The organism is Eisenbergiella massiliensis (assembly GCF_003435485.1).
The window spans coordinates 161,117-184,705 of sequence record NZ_QVLV01000002.1 but is presented as its reverse complement, the minus strand read 5'-3'; the positions used below and the strand labels follow the sequence as shown (position 1 = coordinate 184,705).

General features: G+C 49.7%; 19 protein-coding genes. All 19 read left to right on the top strand.

Features of this window, described 5'->3' with window-relative positions; translation table 11 throughout:
• Positions 1-2 precede the first annotated feature (2 nt).
• The 19 genes from DXC51_RS03380 to DXC51_RS03290 all read left to right on the top strand — a co-directional run bounded on the left by DXC51_RS03380 (position 3) and on the right by DXC51_RS03290 (position 23,401).
• Entirely contained in the window at positions 3-1,892 is a 1,890-nt protein-coding gene (locus DXC51_RS03380) for a cache domain-containing sensor histidine kinase (RefSeq protein ID WP_117543696.1), read from the top strand.
• Positions 1,889-3,448: an ADP-ribosylglycohydrolase family protein gene (locus DXC51_RS03375; protein ID WP_025489819.1), complete on the top strand. Its 1,560-nt coding sequence runs from the start codon at positions 1,889-1,891 to the stop codon at positions 3,446-3,448. The genes DXC51_RS03380 and DXC51_RS03375 overlap by 4 nt, the downstream gene beginning before the upstream one ends.
• Positions 3,449-3,468: 20 nt before the next feature.
• Entirely contained in the window at positions 3,469-4,200 is a 732-nt protein-coding gene (locus DXC51_RS03370; RefSeq protein WP_117530511.1) for a response regulator transcription factor, read from the top strand.
• A 292-nt stretch (positions 4,201-4,492) separates the two neighbouring features.
• Positions 4,493-5,266: a nitroreductase family protein gene (locus DXC51_RS03365; RefSeq protein ID WP_117543694.1), complete on the top strand. Its 774-nt coding sequence runs from the start codon at positions 4,493-4,495 to the stop codon at positions 5,264-5,266.
• A 10-nt stretch (positions 5,267-5,276) separates the two neighbouring features.
• Positions 5,277-5,624 (top strand): ArsR/SmtB family transcription factor, encoded by a 348-nt coding sequence (locus DXC51_RS03360; RefSeq protein WP_021635781.1) that lies wholly within the window; start codon positions 5,277-5,279, stop codon positions 5,622-5,624.
• Positions 5,625-5,640: 16 nt separating this feature from the next.
• Positions 5,641-6,402 (top strand): EFR1 family ferrodoxin, encoded by a 762-nt coding sequence (locus tag DXC51_RS03355; protein ID WP_025489822.1) that lies wholly within the window; start codon positions 5,641-5,643, stop codon positions 6,400-6,402.
• 142 nt (positions 6,403-6,544) lie between these two features.
• The gene (locus DXC51_RS03350) at positions 6,545-6,925 is read left to right on the top strand and encodes a BlaI/MecI/CopY family transcriptional regulator (protein WP_025489823.1); all 381 of its coding nucleotides are present in this window, start codon (positions 6,545-6,547) and stop codon (positions 6,923-6,925) included.
• A gap of 17 nt (positions 6,926-6,942) precedes the next feature.
• Positions 6,943-8,841, top strand: a complete 1,899-nt coding sequence (locus tag DXC51_RS03345) for a M56 family metallopeptidase (RefSeq protein ID WP_025489824.1) — start codon at positions 6,943-6,945, stop codon at positions 8,839-8,841.
• 272 nt (positions 8,842-9,113) lie between these two features.
• Complete coding sequence (locus tag DXC51_RS03340; protein WP_117543692.1) at positions 9,114-10,859, top strand: S41 family peptidase; 1,746 nt, start codon at positions 9,114-9,116, stop codon at positions 10,857-10,859.
• Positions 10,860-11,238: 379 nt separating this feature from the next.
• The gene (locus DXC51_RS03335) at positions 11,239-13,089 is read left to right on the top strand and encodes an NAD(P)-binding protein (protein ID WP_035324326.1); all 1,851 of its coding nucleotides are present in this window, start codon (positions 11,239-11,241) and stop codon (positions 13,087-13,089) included.
• Positions 13,083-14,789 (top strand): NADH-dependent [FeFe] hydrogenase, group A6, encoded by a 1,707-nt coding sequence (locus DXC51_RS03330; protein ID WP_021640195.1) that lies wholly within the window; start codon positions 13,083-13,085, stop codon positions 14,787-14,789. The genes DXC51_RS03335 and DXC51_RS03330 overlap by 7 nt, the downstream gene beginning before the upstream one ends.
• A gap of 148 nt (positions 14,790-14,937) precedes the next feature.
• Positions 14,938-16,530 (top strand): DEAD/DEAH box helicase, encoded by a 1,593-nt coding sequence (locus DXC51_RS03325; RefSeq protein WP_025489828.1) that lies wholly within the window; start codon positions 14,938-14,940, stop codon positions 16,528-16,530.
• A 175-nt stretch (positions 16,531-16,705) separates the two neighbouring features.
• Positions 16,706-17,191: a superoxide dismutase family protein gene (locus DXC51_RS03320; protein WP_243003116.1), complete on the top strand. Its 486-nt coding sequence runs from the start codon at positions 16,706-16,708 to the stop codon at positions 17,189-17,191.
• Positions 17,192-17,317: 126 nt separating this feature from the next.
• Positions 17,318-18,040: a pseudouridine synthase gene (locus tag DXC51_RS03315; RefSeq protein ID WP_117543690.1), complete on the top strand. Its 723-nt coding sequence runs from the start codon at positions 17,318-17,320 to the stop codon at positions 18,038-18,040.
• Between the two features lie 21 nt (positions 18,041-18,061).
• Positions 18,062-20,026, top strand: coding sequence for an NAD-dependent DNA ligase LigA (gene ligA / locus DXC51_RS03310; RefSeq protein WP_117530510.1), 1,965 nt, complete (start codon positions 18,062-18,064; stop codon positions 20,024-20,026).
• Positions 20,027-20,032: 6 nt separating this feature from the next.
• Positions 20,033-20,950, top strand: a complete 918-nt coding sequence (gene metA / locus DXC51_RS03305) for a homoserine O-acetyltransferase MetA (RefSeq protein WP_021640190.1) — start codon at positions 20,033-20,035, stop codon at positions 20,948-20,950.
• A 206-nt stretch (positions 20,951-21,156) separates the two neighbouring features.
• Positions 21,157-21,501: a hypothetical protein gene (locus tag DXC51_RS03300; protein WP_117543688.1), complete on the top strand. Its 345-nt coding sequence runs from the start codon at positions 21,157-21,159 to the stop codon at positions 21,499-21,501.
• A 62-nt stretch (positions 21,502-21,563) separates the two neighbouring features.
• On the top strand, positions 21,564-22,247 hold the full coding sequence (locus tag DXC51_RS03295; protein WP_117543686.1) for a response regulator transcription factor: 684 nt from the start codon (positions 21,564-21,566) through the stop codon (positions 22,245-22,247).
• On the top strand, positions 22,241-23,401 hold the full coding sequence (locus DXC51_RS03290; RefSeq protein ID WP_117543684.1) for a sensor histidine kinase: 1,161 nt from the start codon (positions 22,241-22,243) through the stop codon (positions 23,399-23,401). The genes DXC51_RS03295 and DXC51_RS03290 overlap by 7 nt, the downstream gene beginning before the upstream one ends.
• Positions 23,402-23,589 lie beyond the last annotated feature (188 nt).

Sequence of the window (23,589 nt, the reverse complement as noted above, 5' to 3'; positions counted from 1 at the left end):
GCATGAAAGGCATTCTTTACAAACTTCGGATCCAAAAGAGCCTCAGCGCCAAGATTACTTGGATGAATGTGAGCATTATTCTACTGATTTTCATCACCCTGATAATTGCAACCGTATCCATCAATTATCAACTGACGCTGGGGAATGAAAAGCAGAAAATGAATGTTTATATTTCCAATACGCTGAGTTCCATAGATAACAAGCTGAAGGATATGGGACGTGTTTCCCTCATGACCTATTCCGATGAAAGGACCCAGGAAATATTAAAGTCCTATAATTCCTACGAGTATGCCAAACAGCTTGAAAGTGTGGAATATCTGAGAAAATTATACACCTCACTGATTACCATAAGGGAAGATATCAATTCCGTTTACCTTTTTGACCTGGATTCCCTGATTTTCTGGCAGGACAACATGGATCCTTCCCAGAGAAGGAATTATGACATGAGTAGCTTTATCAAAAAAATGGAGGAGTGGGAACGAAGGGAAAAAAGTGTGTCCGGATGCCGGCTTGTTGTGGGTACCCAGCCGGACTTTATGCGCTACAGCTTAAGACGGCTTGAAAATGAATACACCAATCACTGCATTTATCTGGTCAGGGGGATTAAAAGTTTTTCTCCCAATGAGCAGATAGGGCATATCGTACTCATTACCAATATGGAGGATATCCGGGATGTGCTGAATGAGTATCTGGATGATGAGGTTGAATATACGCTGCTCACGGAGGAGGGAGACATTGTCTGCGACGAGGCCTCCGTATGTCTTGGAAAAAACATGAAAAATGCAGCACCTGAAATATATTATAAAATGAACGGCAGCAGCGGTGTTTTTCAGGAAAATATCAACGGTGTGCCCTGGCTTATCACCTACCAGAAATCGGATTACAGCGGTATGATCCTCGTTACCAGGAGGGCTGTCGGGCTGATATGGAAGGATGCCATGCGTTTTATCGGTATAACCGTAATCATATTTGTTATTTTGCTGGGAATTACCGTATGGCTGACCTTTCACGGGACAAAAAGGATGTTGCGGCCGCTGAAATTCCTGTCAGATTCAATGGCTCATTTTGACCAGGACGATATGGGGATGCGTTTTGTGGTCACCACACAGGATGAAACAGGCCAACTGGTTGCCTCCTTCAATAATATGATGGATATCATCAACCAGCTGATTGAATCTGAATATGAGGGAAAGGTCCGGCTGAAAGAAGCGGAGCTGAAACAGCAGAGAATGTCACTGCTTTATTTAAAAAATCAGATCAATCCCCATTTTCTTTACAATACGCTGGATACCATACGGATAAAGGCGGAGCTGAATGGAGACCGGGACGTGGCGGCAATGATTATGCAGATGGTGGATTTTTTCAGGCTCAGCGTAAAGGCGGACAGCCAGATGGTTACGGTAAGCCATGAAATCCGGCTGATACAGGCATATCTGAAGCTGATGTGCTGCAGATATCCGCAGCTTATCTGTGAGTACGAAATAGACGAAACCCTGCTGCAGGTGGAAATGCCTAATTTTATCCTCCAGCCTTTGATAGAGAACAGCGTCATGCACGGCCTTCGTGCGGTGGTATACCGCGGGAAAGTAAAGCTTTCCGTATGCCGCGATGAAGAAAATGAAGAGAAAATTATAATAAAAATTTATGATAACGGGGCAGGCATGTCCCGGGGAACGAAAAGTCTTCTGGAGAATGTGCTCAAGAATGCAGGGGATGAATCCTGTGAAACAGGATCGGAAGAAATGCACATAGGGATTGTTAATGTACAAAGGCGGCTGAAAATGTTTTACCCTGATACGGCGGGCCTGTCGTATCAGGATAATCCGGAAGGCGGCGTAACGGTGACATTAATAATAAACAACAATTTAGAAAGAGAGGGTATGAAAAAATGAAACTGGGTTTTGCAACCTACAAAGACAAGGTGATGGGCTGCTGGGCAGGAAAAAACATCGGAGGCGTGCTGGGGGCGCCCTTCGAAGGAAAGCGACAGGTAAACGATATTTCCTTCTACACGCAGGATCTGTCCATGGGGCCTCCGCCCAACGATGATCTGGATCTGCAGATTATCTGGCTGGCCGCGGTGGAGCGTTATGGAAGGAATGTAAATGCTTCTGTTTTGGGAGAATACTGGCTTTCCTATTGTATTCCCAACTGGGTGGAATACGGGACAGGAAAGGCTAACCTGCGGGCGGGCCTGCAGCCTCCCCTTTCGGGCCTGATCGATAATACTTATAAGGACAGCTGCGGCTGCTATATCCGCTCCGAAATCTGGGCCTGCCTGGCTCCCGGCAATCCGGATCTGGCGGCTCGCTATGCCTACGAGGATGCCATTGTCGATCATGAAGGCGAAGGCATGTATGGTGAAATTTTCTTCGCGGCTCTGCAGAGCGCCGCCTTTGTGGAAAGCGACAAACGGACCCTGATAGATATCGCCCTGTCCTATATACCTGAGGAAAGCGCAACAGCAAAAGCGATCCTGAAGGCTCTGGAATGCTACGACAAGCATACGGATTTCAGGGAAGCCCGCATCCAGATCCATAACACGGCTCCCGGTACCTTCGGCATTCAAAGCGGCACCCTCAGTGAAATCCCTGTGGAAGGAAATGAAGGGATGGAGACAGGAGCACCGGGCTTTGACGCTCCTGAAAATGTGGCATTCACTATTGCAGGCTGGTTATATGGCGGAGAGGATTTCGGCAGAAGCCTCTGCATGGCGGTGGCCTGCGGCGAAGATACGGACTGCACATGCGCCACATTAGGCGCAGTACTGGGAATCATAGCCGGCGCATCAGGCCTTCCGGAGGAATGGACAGCTCCCCTTGACGACAAAATTGCAACGCTCTGTATTGACAAAACAAGCGGGGGAATCTGGGTGCCCTCCACGGTAACCGAACTGACAGAACGGGTAATGAAGGCAGCCCCCGGGTTCCTGGGCCAGGATATCTGCGATATTTTTGCCGAGGGCGGAATGACAATCGAATGCAAAGAGGGCAAAGCACTGTATTGCAGCAGGACGACGGATTATCTGCCTAAAATAAACGGCAACGGAAAGGATGAGGCGCTTCCCATCAGAGAGCTTTGCAGCCTGTCTCCCTATGTGGTAAGATATTCCTTCCCTGCCTTTAATCTTATGGTTGATTATGAAAATTCCGTTTTCTTCAAAGCAGGAGAAGAGCGTAAGGTAAAAGTAACCGTGACCAATTCTCATACGATGAGGCAGCAGCAGTGGGCCAGGATTACGGTTTATATGCCGTCCGGCGTGGAACTGAAAAACGGAAGGGCCTTTACGCTCCCCCTGAATAATCTGTACGGCTCAAAGGCTGAAGCTGAAATCGTTTTTAATGCGGATATGTTTGACGGCGGCAGGCTGGAATTTATAATTGAAGTATCTCTGGAAGGCAGACATTCTTCCGGCGCGGTTAAGGTTACACTGATGAGAGAGGCATAATTTTTAAACTGGAGGCAGGCATGGGAAATTCTCTGAAGGTGATGCTGGTTGATGATGAAGTGACAATATTGGAAGGGTTTAAAAGGCTGTTTGACTGGAAGGCCTATGGCTGTGAAATCGTCTGTGAAGCATACGACGGGGTAATGGCTGTCAATCTGGCAAAAACATATAAGCCGGATATTATCATAATGGATATCAATATCCCGGTAATGTCCGGCCTGGATGCCCTGCGCATGATTCGGAGCCATAATGAGAACTGTGCCTGCATTATTGTAAGCGGCTATGATGAATTTGAATACTGCCGGGAAGCCCTCCGCCTGCAAATAACGGATTATATCTTAAAGCCGGTTGATTTCAGGGAATTCGGCAAGGTAATCGACGCCGTAAAACTTAAGCTTATCCGGGAAAAGCAGCCGGCGGCGGAAGAAAAAGACAATAAGCCGGTATTCCAGCTGGCAGCCTATCTGCAGCAGCATTTGTCAGAGGATATCACACTTCAGAGCCTGGCGGATGAGTTTCACATGAATCCATCCTATATCAGCCAGCTGTTCAAAAATGAGCTGGGCATGAAATACCATGATTACCTGACAAGGCTCCGCATAGATAAAGCGAAAACACTGCTTGCTGCAACCAGGAAGAGTATATGCGAAATTTCAGGTGAAGCCGGGTTCCATGATTACAGGGTATTTACCAAGGTGTTTAAGAGCATGGAGGGAGAGTCGCCTTCCGCTTACAGGAACCGGTTTTTGTAACAAATAATTTTGAAAAGTTTTCAAATGATCAGTTTGCTATAGCATGATATTTTTTGCAACATAATTATATATTCAAACCAATACCGGATTAATTCCCGAAAAAAAGGATTTCGTCAGCCGCACAGCGGCCGGAATCCTTTTTTATTGTGGCGCATCCTTCTTTCTGAAAAGAGCATGGGAAGCACAGAGCGAATAAAAAGCTTGGTAACGATTTTCTTTACCGATGTTGAATAATCCGACCGATTCGTTATAGTATAATGGTTAATGAACTTAAACGAAAGGAGCCCGGATAATGAAACAGCATCAAGTGGAAATTGATACGTCAAAATGCATTGGCTGCGGTATGTGCACCAGGGTATGCCCCGCGCACAGCATAGAGATAAAGGACAAAAAAGCAGTAACCCTGTTGGACGATTGCCTGATGTGCGGGCAATGCACCGCAGTCTGCCCTATGAGGGCCGTTTCAATCAGCGGCTACGATACCGGACAAATTGAGAAAAAAGAAGATCTCCGCCTGAAGCCCGAGGAGGTTTTGGACGTCATCCGTTTCCGAAGATCCATAAGGCAGTTTAAACAAAAAGAAATCCCAAAGGAAGTAATCAGCCAGATTCTGGAAGCAGGCAGGCTTACCCATACGGCCAAAAACATGCAGGACGTTTCCTTTGTCGTACTCAATAAGGAAAAGGGCCGCATTGAGCAAATGGCTGTCAGCCTGTTCCGGAAAATAAAGCCGTTTGCCGATTTGTTCAGCCCCATGGCACGAAAAAATAAAATCGATGAACACTTCTTCTTTTTTAACGCCCCGACAGTGATTGTTATTCTGGCCAGGGATAAAACGAATGGTATCCTCGCCGCACAGAATATGGAATTTGTGGCGGAGGCGAACGGCCTGGGCGTGTTATTCAGTGGATTTTTCACAATGGCGGCAAATACCTCCCCTAAAATCAGGAAGGCAATAGGCATTCCGAAGGGAAAACGTGCCGCCATGACATTGGTGCTGGGCTATCCGGAGGTGAAATTCTTACGTTCCGTACAACGCGAAAAATTAATCGTCAAATATATGTAGAGGAATAAAAATGGCAAAAGAATGTGAAGAAAATTTACAGAAAATCGTGGCCGGGTTCCGGGACTGCCGGAATGCGTTCACCGCTATTGGCGATGAAACGAGACAGTTGATTCTTCTCGTGCTTTTGGAAAGTGATCTGTCGGGAATCCGGGTGGGGGAGATTGCGGAAAAAACCCATTTAACGAGGCCTTCCGTTTCCCATCATCTGCAGATCCTGAAAGAAGCCGGAATCGTCGCAATGCGGAGAGAGGGAACAAAAAATTATTATTATCTGAGCGCCGATGAAACGCAGTGGAAAGAGATTTCAGATGTAATCAATCTTATCTACGCAAGCGTCCGGCATATCAGCAAATCATGACAGGAGGAAGAAGCTTATGATTTTATTTTTTTCCGGGACAGGAAACAGTGAATATGCCGCGAAGAGAATCGGCAAAACAATCAATGACGACGCAGTCAATTTATTTGAGAAAATCCGCAGCCGCGATTTTTCACAGCTGCACTCAAACAGGCCCTGGGTTATCGTTGTCCCCACCTATGCCTGGAGGATACCGCGCATCGTGCAGGAATGGCTGGAGAACACAAAGCTTACGGGAAACAGAAGCATCTATTTTGTAATGACCTGCGGCGGCAGTATCGGAAACGCAGGCGCTTATCTTGAAAAATTATGCAATGCAAAGAAGCTTGATTACTGCGGCTGCATGGAAGTGGTGATGCCGGAAAACTATATTGCGATGTATTCCGCGCCGGCACAGGCCGAGGCGCGGGAGATTATCCGGCGGTCGGGAAAAGTACTGGATGAGGCCGCCCTTTTGATAAAAACGGGCAAGGCTTTTCCCCGGCCCGCCATCGCATTAAAGGATAAAATAAGCAGCGGTATTGTGAATGATATTTTTTATCCGGTATTCGTCCATGCCCGGAAATTTTATGCTGACGACTCCTGCATTTCCTGCGGCAAATGCGTTCAGGTCTGTCCCCTGGACAATATCCGCCTGGCAGACGGAAAACCAGTATGGGGCAAGAACTGCACCCACTGCATGGCCTGTATCTGCCGCTGCCCGGCGGAAGCGATTGAATACGGAGGACACAGTAAGGGCCTGATTCGTTACGTCTGCCCGGAAAACCCGGAAAAAAGCTGAAATTTACCAAAAAATATTGCGGCAATATAAATTGACAGGAAAGGTTTATTGTTATAAACTAGGTTTATGATGATAAACCTTTTTGCATACATAAACAAAACCATTTTTTAACCACTAAATAAGAAAGCGAGGCCCGACATTCATGGAAATACCGAAAATCCCGGATGGAGAATACCGTTTTGCAGATCTTGTATGGGAGAGCGAGCCCATAAATTCCACAGCCCTGATTAAGACAGCCCAGGAACGCCTTGGCTGGAAGAAAGCCACCAGCTACACCGTTTTAAGAAAGCTGTGTGAAAAAGGCATCCTGAAAAATGAAAATGCAACCGTAACCGCAATTGTAAAAAAAGACGAGGTATGCAGGCAGGAAAGCGAACAGCTGATACACCGGAGCTTCGGAAATTCCCTGCCTGCCTTTGTCGCCGCTTTTCTCAGGGATAAAAAGCTGACCCGGCAGGAAGCGGAGGAGCTGAAACGTCTGATAGATGCCGCAAGCATGTCGGATGGACGAAACGATTCATAAGAAGGGAGAGAAAAAATATGGAAGGCCTGCTGCATATTTTTCCAACAATACTGAATATGACCCTGTCCGCTTCCTGTGCGGGCATTGTGGTCCTGCTTCTGAGAGCCTTACTGAAAAAAGTGCCTGCGGGGTATTTTTATGCGCTCTGGCTCATGGTGTTTTTAAGATTTCTGTGTCCCTTCAGCCTGGAATCGGCTCTCAGCCTTATTCCGGTCCGGCAGGATACGGTAACCTATAAAGGGATGGTTTCCACCAGCTTTCAGGCCTATACCTCCGTAGTTAACAGCCTTGCGCCGGACAGCGCCATACGCAGGGCGACAGCCGCCGCCGGAAGAAGCGGCATCGCGCCGGACAGACTGCTGATGGGAATGTTTTTTACTCTGTGGCTGTTAGGAATGTTCATAATACTGGCGGCTGCATTGCGCACCTTTCTGCGCCTGAAAAAAAGAACGGCCCAAGCTGTAATTCTTGTGGCAAAAAAGAAAGGACAGGCGCCGGTTTACGAATCGGCAGCGTTGGAAACACCCTTTCTGCTGGGATTTTTCCATCCAGTGATCTACCTGCCCGCCGGGATGTCCCAGGAAGAGCAGCGCCATGTGATTTCCCATGAAAACGAACACTTTTCCCGCCGGGATTATCTTGTGAAGCCGTTCTGTTTTCTTGCCGCCCTGCTGCATTGGTTTAATCCCCTTGTCTGGCTTTATTTCAAGCTGATGACAGAGGACATGGAGCGCTCCTGCGATGACAGGGTGCTGCGCAGAATGACGGCACAGGAACGTGCCGGCTATGCGGAAACACTGCTGCAGCTGGGGATGAAAAGCAGCGGAATCCATCTGCTTGCGCCCATGGCCTTCGGAGAAAGCAATACCAAAAAACGGATTCAGCACGCTCTTGGCTTCAGGAAGCCTGCCGGCTGGCTATGCGCTGCGGCGCTGCTTCTGGTGGCGGCAGCTGCAGTCGTCCTTCTGACTTCTCCGGTAAGAAAAGAGCCCGGACCGGAAGCTGTGGCAGAGACAATTCCAGCAGATGAGGAGGCTTTGTCAGCAGACGAGCTGGCTGCTTATCTTTCCGCCGGAAGGACCCCTTATATCGGAAGCCCCTTCCAGGATCAGGCTTTGTTTGGAAGGCTCCCCGTACCGGAGAAGCTGGTCTATGAGAAAATGGAACTGCAGACCTCAGAGGAACCTTATGAGCTGCGTATGATCTACCGGGTAAAGGACGGCAGCCAGCGGCCGGAGGATACCGGGTGGATCTTTTCCAATGCGGTTTTGCTTTTCGCCACAATAGAAAATGCAGGGAAAATCAGCTATGCTATCGAGGAAGGCAATAACACCTATTATTATCAGTATGAACGAAGCAGCCTGGAGGAGGTTTTCGGCCCCCTGTATGAGTATTCCGCAGACAGGGATAAAACAAGACAGCTTCTGGCGAAGCTGGAAGCCTATGCTTCAGAGAAGTATCCTGATGGTTTATATCCCGCTGTTATCGGTCAAATCCTAAATTCCAACATTGATTTTATGACAAAGGAAGAAGCCGAGCTGTTTCCTCCGGTACAGCCGGAGGAGGGTATTCTCATGGAAACCGACAGGGATACCTGCACCGCAGATGATACCAGGATTACCCTGACCATTTCAAACTTTACCGGACAGACCGTTTATTACGATGACGAATACCGTATGCTGTTAAAAGAAAACGGAGGCTACCGCGAGCTGCCCATGAAGGAAAATACGGCATGGCTTCAGGTCCTGCGGGTCATCCCCGCCGGAGGCAGCGCCGAAGAAACCATCGATTTTTCCATTATGTATGAGGGAACAGTGCCGGGAGAATATCTCATACAGAAGGTCTTTACCATAGAACATGAAAACGGGGAAAATGAGGACTATATCCTGCAGGCCGCTGTCAGAGTGAAAGAATAGGCGTAACAGCCCAGCGCCATCCGTTGCGAATAAGCGCCTTTTTTACTGCCATATACTAACCGAAAAGCCGGGACTTTTTATTGGAAAGATGGTATACTGATAAAAAGCAATAACAGTTCAGGCAGGTCTGCGCATCCACTGCGCAAACCGTGAGGGAACGTGGTGACAGCAGGCATTCGCCCCTTGCCGAAGGCTAATTTTAATGGGCGGATGCAGTAACAGTCCAGGGCCGGACTGTTATTGCAAGTATATGTGTATAGGAGGGGCCGGATATGTCAAATTGGAAGAAGGGGCCGCGCGCATGGGTTAAATGGGGGCTGATTGCATGCATAACGGTTCTAATCTGTTTTCTCTGCTACAGGATAGAAGCAGGGGGCAGACAGTTTGATCATGAATTTGATGATGGAAGCCGTGTTTCCATCGGCTCGCCGGATCAGGAAATGTCGCAGCGGCTTCATAAGCTGTGCCGGGTCTGGGGTTTTGCAAAGTATTACCATCCTAAAATCCTGAAGGGCGATGTCAACTGGGATTATGAGCTTTTCCGCGTCCTTCCGGCTGTTATCGGCGCATCGGACGAAGAGGAAGTCAATGCTGTTTTATATGGCTGGATTCATAAGCTGGGGACGGTTAAGGAGAATGAATCTGAGGAAAAAGGCGAGATAGCCCTGGAGGCCGGAACGGACTGGATTTATGACAGCAGCTACTTATCCCCGGAGCTGAGCAGCCTTCTTATCAATATTTCCAAATCAGGCTATATAGATAAAAACCGTTCCTATGTTTCCTTTGATAATATAATGGTTCCCCATTTCACCGGTGAGGAAAGCTACCCTGACATGAATTATGCCGATCAGGGCTACCGAATGCTGGGCCTTTTCCGTTACTGGAATATGATAGAGTATTATTATCCTTATAAGGACATAATCGGGGAGGACTGGGACAGTGTATTCCTGGAATTCCTGCCCCGTTTTATGGAGGGTACGGATGAGCTTTCTTATAAAATGGCCTGTGCTGAGCTGACAACGAAAATACACGATTCCCATGCTTATGCTTTCGATGAGGCAGCAGCTCTGATGGGAGGCGTGCTGATTGCACCGTTCACTTTTACCCATACGGGAGAAAATATTGTTGTGGACGGAATTGACGCGGATTATCCGCCCGGTATTGAAACCGTACTGCCGGGTGACATCATCCTGAAAACAGACGGCATAGAGATATGGGATTATATCGCGGAGAAAAGCAAAATCAAATCCCGCTCCCGGGACACTGTGGTGCTCAATGACCTGCCTGAAGATATTTTTCGGGGATATGCGGATGAAATCACGCTGACCGTAAAAAGGGACGATGAAATTTTTGATATTGCCGTTCCCTGCATTGAACGGGTCAGGAGTGAATCCTCCAATGAGCCTGAACCGGTTTCCCATCGGCTGCTTGAGAATTCCATCGGCTATATCGATCCGGGTGCATTGAAGGCAAAAGAAATCTTTACCATCATGGAAGAATTTAAGGATACGTTGGGTATCATTGTGGATCTGCGCCATTATCCCAGCGATTTCATCGTTTATTCCCTGGGCTGCCTTATTATGCCGGAACAGAAGAACTATGTTATCATGTCCCGGCCGTCCCTGACGGTCCCCGGCCGGTTTATTTTAGATAAACCCATGTATGTTGGTGTTGATAATCCGGATTACTATAAAGGGAAAGTGGTTCTTTTGATGAATGAATGTACCCAGAGCCAGGCGGAATTTACTATCATGGCGCTCAGGCAGGCGCCCAACGCGGTTGTCATAGGTTCCCCTTCCATCGGAGCCGACGGCAATGTGGCCAACATGGTATTTCCGGGAGCTGTGCATACCTCCATGACAAGCCTGGGCGTCTATGATACGGATATGTCGCAGACACAGAGGGTGGGGCTGACTCCGGATATTTATGTGGAACCCACCATCCAGGGAATCCGGGAAGGCCGTGATGAACTGATTGAAAAGGCGGTGGAGGTTATTCTGGAAAGTGCTTCCTCATAATATTTTTTAAACGCAGCGCATCGGATTTTTAACATCTGATGCCGCTGCTTTTTTTATTTAATCATAAAGCCTGCGGATTCGTTTCCTGAAAAGCTTCCCTGTATTTTCTTATCCTAATTATTCTTTTTTACAGTCAAAATGACTGTGAAATACATGAATTTATGTAAAACGCAAGGCACAATTGAATATTAAAGTGTACACAATTGATTTGCTTCTTGTAAAAATATATTAATTTTTTTTAAATATAAAAGGTAAAATTATTCAATTATGCTAGTATACAGGATAAATATATGTTATAATTTTAACAGTCTTAAAATCCTCAGAATCAGAAAATACATAAAATATGCAAAAGCAGAAGGAAAGGGGAAGTTACATATCAATGAGCCGACTGAAAATCAGCACACCAGACCGGGCCCAGCTGACTGTGGAACGGTTGTACAAGGATTTGGAGCGTCATATCGTTGCCAGCCCGCCGGGTCTGTGCCCGGTGGATTTGCAGCTGTCATTTCTCAAGCTGTGCCATGCGCAGACCTGCGGTAAGTGTGTACCCTGCCGTATAGGCCTGGGACAGCTTCAGAATCTGCTGGAACAGGTTCTGGACGGCACCGCAACCATGGATACCCTGGCGCTTATCGAAGAAACCGCCAACAACATTACGGATTCCGCAGACTGCGCCATCGGCTTTGAAGCCGCCCACATGGTGCTGGCAGGACTCCAAGGCTGCAGAGATGACTTTATCTATCATATTGAGCACGGAAAATGCTCTTATTCCATCACCCAGCCGGTGCCCTGCGTGGCACTCTGTCCTGCGGGGGTAGATATTCCAGGTTATATTGCGCTGGTGGGAGAGGAACGGTACGCGGATGCCGTATCTCTTATCCGTAAGGACAATCCCTTCCCCACCGCATGCGCCCTCATCTGCGAACATCCCTGCGAAGCCCGCTGCCGCCGGAATATGATTGACAGCTCCGTCAACATCCGCGGCCTGAAGAGAATGGCCGTGGACAATGCGCGGGCCAATACAGTCCCGGTGCCTCCCAAAGCGCCGTCCACAGGAAAACGGATCGCCATTGCCGGAGGCGGCCCCGGCGGCCTTTCCGCCGCTTATTATCTGGAGCTGATGGGGCATCATGCTGTTGTTTTTGAGCAGAAAAGCAAGCTGGGCGGAATGCTGCGCTACGGAATTCCCAACTACCGTTTCCCGAGGGAACGGCTGGACGAGGATATTGAAGCGATTCTGTCCACCGGCGTGGAAGTACATACCAATGTGAATATCGGGAATGGGGAAAACGACATTCCCTTAAGCCGCCTCCGTGAGGAATTTGACGCGGTTTATATTGCTATAGGCGCACATACCGATAAGAAGGTGGGGATGGAGGGAGAGGATGCCCACGGCGTAATATCCGCGGTGGAAATGCTCCGTAGCATCGGGGACGGCAATCCCCCTGATTTTACAGGAAAACGTGTGGTTGTAGTAGGCGGCGGAAACGTGGCCATGGACTGTACCCGTTCCGCGCTGCGCCTTGGCGCTTCCAAGGTTGGCATCGCTTACCGCAGGCGCCAGAATGACATGACCGCCCTGCCGGAGGAGGTGGAGGGCGCGATTGCGGAAGGCGCCGAGCTTTACAGCCTGAAAGCCCCGGTAAGGGTGGAAGCTGATGAAAAGGGAAATGTGGCCGCACTTTGGGTAGAACCGCAGATTATCGGCCCCATTGATGCCTGGGGCCGCGCCCGTCCGGTAAAGGCCAACGTGGAACCCAAAAGAATCCCCTGTGATATCGTCATCGTTGCTGTCGGCCAGGGTATTGAATCCCGCCATTTTGAAGATTCCGGCGTCCCTGTGAAAAGAGGGACCATTGAAGCGCTGGAGGAATCCACAGTAAAGGATATCCCCGGCATCTTCGCAGGCGGTGACTGTGTAACAGGTCCCGCCACGGTTATCCGTGCCATCGCGGCAGGAAAGGTGGCGGCCGCAAATATTGATGAATACCTGGGCTATCATCATGTCATAGCCTGCGATGTGGATATCCCCCAGGTAAATTACGGGGACAAGAAGGCCTGCGGACGCGTCAATATGGAAGAGCGGGAAGCTGACGAGCGGAAGCAGGATTTCTGTGAAATAGAACGCTGCATGACCAGAGAAGAGGCGGCGCAGGAAGCCGGACGCTGTCTGCGCTGTGATCATTACGGATATGGGAACCTGAAAGGAGGCCGCGCGGCAATATGGTAACACTGACAATAGACAACAGGAAAATCAGCGTGCCGGAAGGTACGACAATCATGAAGGCAGCGGCGTCCGTGGGGATTATGATTCCCCATCTCTGCTATCTGGAGGGCATCAACGAAATCAGCGCCTGCAAGGTATGCGTGGTGGAAATGCAGGGAAAAACCAAACTGATTACCGCCTGCAATAACCCGGTGGAGGAGGGCATGGTGCTTTTTACCAATTCCCCCAAGGTGCGTTCCGTCAGGCGGACAAACGTGGAACTGATTTTATCCCAGCACAACAGCAACTGCGCCACCTGCGTCAGGAGCGGAAACTGTAACCTCCAGAAGCTATCCAACGATCTGGGCATCATTGACATTCCTTATGAAAAAGAAATTACGGAGATGCCGTGGAATAACAGTTTCCCGCTGATCAGGGATTTCGGCAAATGTATCAAATGCATGCGCTGCGTACAGTTCTGCGATAAGGTACAGGACCTGCATATCTGGGACGTACAGAACACCGGTTCCAGAACTACAGTGGATGTTTCCCGGAACCGGAGGATAGAAGAATCTGACTGCAGCATCTGCGGACAATGTATTACCCATTGTCCAACGGGCGCGCTGCGGGAACGGGATGATACCGCAAAGGTTTTCCGCGCTCTGGCCGATCCGGAAACCATTACCGTTGTGCAGGTGGCCCCCGCCGTCAGAGCGGCCTGGGGAGAAGCGCTGGATCTGCCTGCTTATATGGCCACGGAAGGGCGCATGGCGGCGGCCCTTAAGAAAATCGGTTTTGATTATGTGTTTGACACCAATTTTTCCGCAGATCTGACCATTATGGAAGAAGGGAACGAGCTGCTTGCAAGGCTTGCCGATCCGGAAGAGAAGAGATGGCCCATGTTCACCTCCTGCTGCCCGGCCTGGGTACGTTTTCTCAAATCCCAGTATCCCGACATGGCGGATCACCTTTCCACGGCAAAATCGCCTCAGCAGATGTTCGGCGCCGTGGCCAAAAGCTATTTTGCAGAAAAAATCGGTGCGGATCCTGGGAAAATATGCAGTATTTCCATTATGCCCTGTGTCTCCAAAAAAATGGAGGCAACGCTTCCTGATATGTACAGCGCCGGAGGAGGCGCAGATGTGGACATTGTACTTACCACAAGAGAATTCGCCAGACTGGTGCGGGCGGAGCATATTGCGCCGGCGCTGCTTACCGAGGAGGCCTTTGATTCCCCGCTGGGGGAGAGCACAGGAGCGGGCGTTATTTTCGGCGTAACCGGCGGTGTTATGGAAGCGGCCTTAAGAACGGCCTACTACTGTGTGGAGGGCGTCAATCCTCCGGCGGATACATTTTCCGATGTCAGAGGCTTTGAAGGCCGCAGGGAGGCGGAGTTTTCTCTGGGAGGAAGGACGCTGCGCACATGTACGGTAAGCGGACTGAAAAATGCAAGGGATCTGATAGAGGATCTCCGCGCGGGAACCGTCCATTATGACTTTGTGGAGGTAATGGCCTGCCCCGGCGGTTGTGTGGGCGGCGGGGGACAGCCCATACTGGACGGCGTGGAGATGGCGGACGTAAGAGGCCCCAGGCTTTACAAGCTGGACGAGCAGCGGCCGCTGCGTTTTTCCCATGACAATCCGGGAATCAAAAAACTTTATGCGGAATATATGGGCGCGCCCCTTGGAGAAAAAGCCCATCAGCTGCTGCATACCCATAATTGATGTGAAAAAGCTTTTTGCAAAAAGCTTGACAGCTGCCGAAGCGGCACAGTATAATAGAAAAGATTCGTAGAAAGAAGGACAGCACCCTGATATCACGGGTGTTGTCTTTTTGCGTGAAAAAAGAGTGGAAATAAGAAAGGACTTTTGAATGGAAATAACGAGATACCAGGATGCAGACATTGATTCCCGGATCCTCCGCGCTGTGGAGGAAATGGGTTTTGACCAGATGACACCTATACAGGAGCAGGCGATTCCCGTATTGCTGGAAAGAAAAGACGTGATAGGCCAGGCACAGACAGGAACCGGCAAGACGGCGGCTTTCGGAATCCCCGTCATACAGAATATCGACCCTGACAACAGAAGCCTGCAGGCAGTCATCCTCTGCCCCACAAGGGAGCTTGCCATCCAGGCGGCAGATGAAATGCATCGTTTTGCCAAATATATGCATGGTATAAAGATCCTGCCCATTTACGGCGGCCAGGATATCAGCAGACAGATTAAGGCCTTAAGAAGCGGCGTACAGATTATTGTAGGCACCCCCGGCCGTGTAATGGACCATATGCGCCGCCATACGCTGAAGATGGAGCATGTGAATATGGTGGTTCTGGATGAAGCGGATGAAATGCTCAACATGGGCTTTCGGGAGGACATCGAAACTATCCTCCAGGGAATCCCTTCCGAGCACCAGACGGCGCTCTTCTCAGCCACAATGCCCAAGCCCATCCTGGAGATTACCGATACCTACCAGAAGGATGCGGTCTATCTGAAGATGACCAAGCAGGAGCTGACCATTCCGCTTGTAAAGCAGTATTATTACCGTGTGAACAGCCAGATTAAGGTGGAGGTTGCAAGCCGCCTTCTGGATTATTACGGGATTCAGAGATCCCTGATCTTCTGCAATACCAAGAGAATGGTGGATGAGCTTTCAGAAACCCTGAAAAATAAAGGCTATACGGCCGAAGGCCTTCATGGTGATCTTTCCCAGAACCAGAGAGATACCGTAATGCACCGTTTCCGTAACGGCAGCCTTCAGATTCTGATCGCAACGGATGTTGCGGCCAGGGGAATTGATGTGGATGATGTGGAAGCCGTATTTAATTACGACCTTCCCCAGGATATCGAATACTATGTTCACAGAATCGGACGTACCGGACGCGCAGGAAGAGAAGGCCGTTCCTTTACCTTTGTTTCCAACCGGGAAATGTACCGTTTAAGAGACATTGAAAGAAGCTGCAAGACAACCATTCAGGAAAGAAAGGTGCCGTCCGCTGCGGATATCGTATCCATCAAGGCTGAAAAGGCGCTGCGTGCCGCATTTGAGACACTGGAAGGCGCACAGCTGGATAAACTGACGGATATGATAGAAAGGAAGCTGGAAGACAGCGATTACAGCGCTGTCGAGCTTGCAGCCGCCTTCCTGAAAATGCAGATGGGAGAGGAACCCCAGGAAATCCAGGAGGTGATCCCCGAAAGACGCAGGAATTACCGCGGCAGCCGTGATTTCGGCAGCGGCCGTCAGGACAGAGACAATCGTTCCGGAAAAGACGGACGTGGAAATAATCCCCGTTATGGCAGGAATGACGGCAAGCGCAGGAGCTTTCCCGAAGACAAAGGGGGAGAACGCCGCAAATACCGCGATTCGGCATCCGGCAGACCCGCAGGATCCGGCCGTACAGGCAGTTCCTCCCGCCGTAACAGCGGGGAAACTACGCGCCGTGAAAAAGACAGGCGCATCGGCTAATCAGCCATAAACACCGGCAACCGGCCGCCGCTGAACCTACAGCGGCGGCTATATTTATGCCCGAACCGCAGCCGGGAGGTTATATGGACAGGACACAGGAATATATATATAAAGAAACTTTGTCGTAACTTTATGGAAGAAAAAAGTTATGAAGCTTTTTTATGGAGGAAAAACTGTGTTAAGATTAATGACGGATTCAATTCTGCAGTTCCTTGCAAATCAGCCAAGAGCCTTTGCCCATGTGCAGGGCTCCGAAAAATACCCGCAGGTGGAAGGGCTTGTCACCTTCTATGACTTTCTGGACGGCACCATCGTGATGGCCGATATTTCCGGTCTGCCTCATGAGGAAGAAACCTGTGAAAGGGGATTCTTCGGCTTCCACATCCATGAAGGGGCCGCCTGCACGGGAAATGAAGAGGATCCCTTTGCCGATGCCGGCTCCCACTTTAATCCCGACGGCTGCCCCCATCCGGCCCATGCCGGGGATATGCCGGTGCTTGAAGAAAACCGGGGAAGATCATGGCTCGCATTTTATACGGAACGATTTACACCCAGAGATGTATTGGGAAGAACGGTAGTTATCCATTCCATGCCCGATGACTACCATACCCAGCCTTCCGGGGATTCGGGAGAGAAGATGGCGTGCGGCGTAATTCAATAGGAAACAGAACATTTTTCTGTTTGCATGGAAAAAATACCTAGTGTATAATAAACAATATGCGCTTTGGGAAAGAATACGGAATGAGGAGTAACTGTGAGGGCACTGAACAGTTAAAATGAGGATAATATGGACGATAATACAAAACAGGAACGGTTAAACAAATATCTGGCTGACTGCGGGATCTGCTCCCGCAGGGAAGCCGACCGCATGATAGAAGCAGGCAGGGTCATGGTAAACGGCGTCCCTGCTGAAACGGGCATGCGGATCACTCCGGCGGATGATGTTGCGGTGGACGGCCGCATACTGGAAAAGAAGGACCGTAAGGTAGTGCTTGCCTATTATAAGCCCGTGGGAGTTACCTGTACGGAAAAGGATAAATATGCGGAGAAAACCATCCGTGACGCCATCGATTACCCTATCCGGGTGACTTATGCCGGACGGCTGGACAAGGATTCGGAGGGGCTGCTTCTTTTGACTAACGACGGGGATCTGATCAACGGACTGATGCGGGCGGCCAATTACCATGAGAAGGAATACCTGGTCCGTGTGAATAAGCCGATTAATGATACCTTCCTGGAAAAGATGGCGGCGGGCGTTTTTCTCAAGGAGCTCAATGTCACCACCCGTCCCTGCACAATTGAGCAGGAAGGAAAATTTGTATTCCGGATCGTCCTCACACAGGGGCTGAACCGGCAGATCCGCCGCATGTGCCGTGCGCTGGGCTACGACGCTCATGGAATCAAGCGTGTCCGCGTGGCGAATATTACCATCGGGAAGCTGAAGCCGGGCAATTACCGTCTGGTGACGGGAGAAGAATTGGAAGAACTATATGGAATGCTGCATTCCTGAGAAAAGGAGCGTTAAGTGCAGATGGACAAGACTGCAAGAATGAAGGAACTGATCGCAAAGCTTGGAGAGGCCGCGAAGGCATATTATGCCGAAGATCGCGAAATCATGAGCAACTACGAATATGATAAACTTTATGATGAGCTGACAGCACTGGAAGAGGAAACGGGCACCGTTATGGCGGGAAGCCCTACCATCAGCGTAGGGTATGAGGCTGTTGACGAGCTGCCCAAGGAGCGGCATGAAAGCCCCATGCTTTCGCTGGGAAAAACAAAGAGCAGGGAAGAGCTGAGGGACTGGCTGGGCGCGCAGAAGGGGCTGCTGTCCTGGAAGCTGGACGGCCTGACCATCGTCCTGACCTACCGCGACGGCCGGCTGTTCAAGGCCGTCACAAGAGGAAACGGAGAGATCGGGGAAGTGATCACCGGCAATGCCAGGGTATTTGTGAATGTCCCGCTGGCAATTCCTTACCAGGGAGAACTGGTTCTCCGGGGAGAGGCTGTCATCACTTATGAGGATTTCCGCAAAATCAATGAACAGATCGAGGACGCCGACGCCAGATACAAAAATCCGAGGAATCTCTGTTCCGGTTCCGTCCGCCAGCTGAATAATGAAATCACCGCACAGAGAAACGTCCGTTTTTTTGCCTTTGCCCTTGTACGCGCGGACGGAGTGGACTTTCAGAATTCGAGAAAAGAACAGTTCATATTTTTAAAAAAGCAGGGCTTTGAGGTGGTGGAATATCAGGAGGTGGATGCACAGTCCATCCTGTCCGCCGTGGAGGATTATGAAAGCCGTGTGGCGGAATATGACGTTCCCTCGGACGGACTGGTGCTGATTTATGATGATATTGCCTACGGCCAGTCACTGGGCCGGACAGCGAAGTTCCCCAGGGATTCCATCGCCTTTAAATGGGCGGATGAAACCGCGGAAACAACGCTTCAGGAAATCGAATGGAGCGCAAGCCGTACGGGGCTGATTAACCCGGTTGCCATATTCGATCCGGTAGAGCTGGAGGGCACTACGGTGAGCAGGGCCAGCGTACACAATGTGAGCATCGTAAAAGCGCTGAAGCTGGGAATCGGGGATCGGATTACCGTTTATAAAGCCAACATGATTATCCCCCAGATCGCGGAAAACCTCACTGGAAGCGATACGCTGGAAATCCCCCATACCTGTCCGGTCTGCGGCGGAGAAACCAGGATCGAGCAGGTGAATGATGTACAGTCTCTCTACTGCACGAATCCTGACTGCGATGCCAAAAAGGTGAAGTCCTTCACTCTTTTTGTCAGCAGGGACGCCCTGAACATCGATGGACTGTCGGAGGCTACACTGGAAAAATTCCTGGGAAGGGGTTATCTGCATACCTTTGCCGACCTGTTCCATCTGGAGCAGTACCGGGAGGAAATCGTGGAAATGGAGGGCTTTGGCGAAAAGTCCTATCAGAATCTGGCGGACAGTATTGAAAAGTCCAGGAAAACCACGCTGCCCAGAGTGATCTACGGGCTGGGGATCGCGAATATCGGCCTTGCCAATGCAAAAATGATCTGCCGTGAGTATCATGATGATCTGGAACGCATGATGCAGGCGGACGTAGAGGAATTAAGCCTGATAGACGGCATAGGGGAAGTCATCGCAGGAACCTTCCATGATTACTGGCAGTCCGAAAAGAACCGTGAGAATATGAAGAAGCTGCTTGAGGAGCTGGAAATTGAGCAGATAGAGGTGGACGAATCCGCACTCACCCTGAAGGGGATGGTGTTTGTCGTTACCGGAAGCCTTATGCATTTTGACAGCAGAAGCGCGCTGAAGGAACTGATCGAAAGCAAAGGCGGCAAGGTGACCGGAAGCGTTACCGGAAAGACCACCTGCCTGATTAACAACGATTCCGCCTCAGGCTCTTCCAAGAACAAGAAGGCCAAGGAGCTTGAGGTTCCCATCGTTACAGAAGAAGAATTCATGAAGCAATATCTGGATATGGAGGTATAAGAAGCAATGCCGATTAAAGTACAAAGCGATCTGCCCGCAAGGACAATACTGGAAAATGAAAATATATTTGTCATGGACGAATACAGGGCGCAGCATCAGGATATGCGTCCCCTTGCGATCTGCATTCTCAACCTGATGCCAGTGAAGCAGGATACGGAGCTGCAGCTGCTTCGCTCTCTTTCCAACACCCCCCTGCAGGTGGATGTGACATTTATGAAAATGAACAGTCATGTATCGCTGAATACTTCCATGACGCATCTGAATAAATTTTACAATACCTTCGATGAGCTTAGGGGAAAACAGTATGACGGCCTGATCATCACAGGCGCTCCCGTGGAACAGATTCCCTTTGAGGAAGTGGATTACTGGCCGGAGCTGTGCGAAATCATGGAATGGTCCAAAACCCATGTGACAAGCACCTTTCACATCTGCTGGGGCGCCCAGGCCGGCCTGTATTACCACTTCGGGTTGAACAAGGTGCTGCTTCCCCAGAAGCTGTTCGGCGTGTTTTCACATAAGGTATCCAACCGCAGGGTGCCGCTGGTGAGAGGCTTTGACGACTATTTTTATATTCCCCACAGCCGCCATACGGCGGTTTCCGCGGAAGAAATCCATGCATGCAAAGAACTGATGGTCATGGCGGAGTCTGAAGAGGCAGGCGTCCTGCTCGCCATGGCGGGAGACGGCCGGCAGATTTTTGTTATGGGGCATCCGGAATATGACCGGTATACACTGCATAATGAGTATATGCGGGACAAGGAAAAGGGACTGCCCATCCAGGTGCCAAAGAATTATTATCCGGATGACGACTGTACCAGACGGCCTAACCTGCTGTGGAGATCCCACTGTAATAACCTGTATACCAATTGGCTGAATTATTACGTATACCAGGCAACTCCCTACGAATGGGGCCAGCTTGTATAAAATATGCATATGCATAAGCTTCAGCCAGGCTGACAATGGAAAAAATAAGGCATTATAAGCCGGCAGCGGCTCCTAATGCCTTATTTTGTTACCCGGATTTTTTGTGATTTTTTTTCTAACCGTACTTTAACCTTGCTTTCTGTATAATGTGCCTGTGATCACATAATAAACCATGTCGCGACACCAAAAACAGGAGGTAAAAAATTATGCTGAAACACAAAATCACAACCGGACTTATCATCTCGGCCATTGCCGTTGCAACCCTTTCCATTTCCGCATTTGCCGCGGGAACGGACACACAGTCTGATTTCATCCTGACAGTCTGTGAAAAAGGAAGCCAGAAGACATTGACAGAAATGAAGACGGATGAAAACGGGGTTCGTTACTATGACACAGACGAGGGTGTCCGGATTTCCATCTGTACGCCGGACGGCAATGGAAAACAGAATAAGCCTTCCCTGAAAACAGACGGAAACGGAATGCAGTATAGTGAGCTGGAGGACGGAAGCAGGGTTTATGTAAGCACCGCCAGAAGCGCTTCCGTGGATTAAGGCAGGAAAATAATGACGCCGGAACGGAGTAAAATGGACAGACGAGGAAGGAATGGCGGTAAATGAGACTTTTGATCGTTGAAGATGAAGAGGATATGCAGGAAGCCTTATGCTATGGGCTCCGCAAGCGGGGATATGCGGTGGATGCCGCAGGGAACGGAACTGATGCAGTGCAGCTGTGCCAGATTAATGAATATGACCTTGTGGTTCTGGACCTGAACCTTCCGGGACTGGACGGCATGGAAGTCCTGCAGCAGATACAGTCCCTTGGAAAGCCGGCAAAAGTGCTGATTCTGTCCGCGCGCTCAGAGCTGGAAGACAAGGTTGCCGGGCTGGACGGCGGAGCCAGCGATTACCTTACCAAGCCCTTTCATTTCGAAGAACTGGAGGCCTGTATCCGTATGCTTCTCCGGCGTTCCTTCATCCAGGAGGAGGCTTCCCTGAAAAGAGGGGGCCTCTGCCTGGAAACCAATCTGAAAACTGTTCGTTTTAACGAACACCCACTGGATTTTTCCATGCGTGAATTTGCCATTCTGGAGTACCTGATGAGAAACAGCGGAAGGGCTGTCAGTGCAGAAGAGCTCATGGAGCATATCTGGGACAGCCAGGCAGATCCCTTCTCCAATCAGGTCAAGGTCTATATCAGCGTAATACGACGCAAGCTGCTTGCCGTCACAGATGAGGAAATTATACGGAATATCCGCGGAGCAGGCTATCTGATTGACAAAAAGGAGGATATATGCTGAAAAAAATATCTCTGCGCATGAGGCTTACCCTCTTATCAGCCATGGTCATGGCCGGCGCCGCCGTCATTCTTACATGTGTTTTCCTGTTTGGGGCGGACCGTATTTTTGTCCGCAATCTGCCGCAGGAATTCATCGGCAGCAGCGAAATCACGCTGTCCGGTGCAGCGGCAGAGGATATGGAGCTGGCCTCTGTCACTTTTACAATAAAGGAAGCCGGAAATCGCTTTAACCTTTGGGGAACTGCCGGGCTGATACTTGTTCTTATTCTGGGTACCGCAGCGGCCTGGCTGGTAGCCGGCCGTGCATTGCAGCCGCTGGAGGAGCTGTCAGACACGATAGAAGAAATCAGCGGAAATGATTTATCCCATCGGGTGGAAATCAGGGACAGGCAGGATGAAATCGGTCGCCTGGCACGTTCCTTCAATCTGATGATGGATAAAGTAAGCGCATCCTTTGAACGGCAGAAACGTTTTTCAGCCAGCGCGGCGCATGAACTTAAAACCCCCCTTGCCACCATCGCTGTGAATCTTGATGTCCTCGCACTGGAGGAAGCCCCGCCGGCAGCCCGCCTGGAAAAGGTTCTGAAGGTCATCCGGACAAATAATGAACGCATGATACGGCTTGTGGATGATTTATTCAGGCTGACCTCTGAAAATGGCAGCATCGTGAACGAGGAGGTCAGCCTGGAAGAACTCCTTGCAGAGTCAGCAGAGGAGCTTTCCAGGCCGATCCAGGAAAAGCATCTGACGGTTTCCATCGGAAGCATGCCTGGCTTAAAGCTGACAGGCAGCCGCGTGATGCTTTCCCGTGCGGTGGGCAATCTGTTCGAAAATGCGGTAAAATACAACAGAGATTACGGTACAATTTCCATTTCAGCCAGAAAAGAAGCAGGAAAAATAATTATGAGGATGGCAGATACGGGAATCGGAATCCCGAAAGAGGAAATTTCCCGCATATTTGAACCGTTTTACAGGGTGGACAAGTCCCGTTCCCGCGCCATGGGCGGATCGGGATTGGGACTGCCGCTTGTAAAGGACATCCTGGAAAAGCATGGAGGAAATATTACGGTAAAGAGCACTCCCGATGAATCCACTGTGTTTATACTTGAATTCCCTGAAAACAATTTTCAGGAATATGTTGTGGATACGGAATAAAGAACGACAAAAACCTGACAGAATAACAGCAAAACTCCCGGACCAGATATTAAACTGGCTGGCAAGTTCTGTTGTTTTTTTTATGGATTTTAATATATTTTCTGTTTTTTTAGCTTTTTGCGGAATACAGCATACCATACATTTAATGAACAAATTTTCAGATTTTGTTGACGAGGGCGAAATATAAT

Coding starts and splice junctions, on each gene's coding strand:
- DXC51_RS03380 (WP_117543696.1), top strand. CDS start 3: ATGAAAGGCATTCTTTACAAACTTCGGATCCAAAAGAGCCTCAGCGCC.
- DXC51_RS03375 (WP_025489819.1), top strand. CDS start 1,889: ATGAAACTGGGTTTTGCAACCTACAAAGACAAGGTGATGGGCTGCTGG.
- DXC51_RS03370 (WP_117530511.1), top strand. CDS start 3,469: ATGGGAAATTCTCTGAAGGTGATGCTGGTTGATGATGAAGTGACAATA.
- DXC51_RS03365 (WP_117543694.1), top strand. CDS start 4,493: ATGAAACAGCATCAAGTGGAAATTGATACGTCAAAATGCATTGGCTGC.
- DXC51_RS03360 (WP_021635781.1), top strand. CDS start 5,277: ATGGCAAAAGAATGTGAAGAAAATTTACAGAAAATCGTGGCCGGGTTC.
- DXC51_RS03355 (WP_025489822.1), top strand. CDS start 5,641: ATGATTTTATTTTTTTCCGGGACAGGAAACAGTGAATATGCCGCGAAG.
- DXC51_RS03350 (WP_025489823.1), top strand. CDS start 6,545: ATGGAAATACCGAAAATCCCGGATGGAGAATACCGTTTTGCAGATCTT.
- DXC51_RS03345 (WP_025489824.1), top strand. CDS start 6,943: ATGGAAGGCCTGCTGCATATTTTTCCAACAATACTGAATATGACCCTG.
- DXC51_RS03340 (WP_117543692.1), top strand. CDS start 9,114: ATGTCAAATTGGAAGAAGGGGCCGCGCGCATGGGTTAAATGGGGGCTG.
- DXC51_RS03335 (WP_035324326.1), top strand. CDS start 11,239: ATGAGCCGACTGAAAATCAGCACACCAGACCGGGCCCAGCTGACTGTG.
- DXC51_RS03330 (WP_021640195.1), top strand. CDS start 13,083: ATGGTAACACTGACAATAGACAACAGGAAAATCAGCGTGCCGGAAGGT.
- DXC51_RS03325 (WP_025489828.1), top strand. CDS start 14,938: ATGGAAATAACGAGATACCAGGATGCAGACATTGATTCCCGGATCCTC.
- DXC51_RS03315 (WP_117543690.1), top strand. CDS start 17,318: ATGGACGATAATACAAAACAGGAACGGTTAAACAAATATCTGGCTGAC.
- ligA (WP_117530510.1), top strand. CDS start 18,062: ATGGACAAGACTGCAAGAATGAAGGAACTGATCGCAAAGCTTGGAGAG.
- metA (WP_021640190.1), top strand. CDS start 20,033: ATGCCGATTAAAGTACAAAGCGATCTGCCCGCAAGGACAATACTGGAA.
- DXC51_RS03300 (WP_117543688.1), top strand. CDS start 21,157: ATGCTGAAACACAAAATCACAACCGGACTTATCATCTCGGCCATTGCC.
- DXC51_RS03295 (WP_117543686.1), top strand. CDS start 21,564: ATGAGACTTTTGATCGTTGAAGATGAAGAGGATATGCAGGAAGCCTTA.
- DXC51_RS03290 (WP_117543684.1), top strand. CDS start 22,241: ATGCTGAAAAAAATATCTCTGCGCATGAGGCTTACCCTCTTATCAGCC.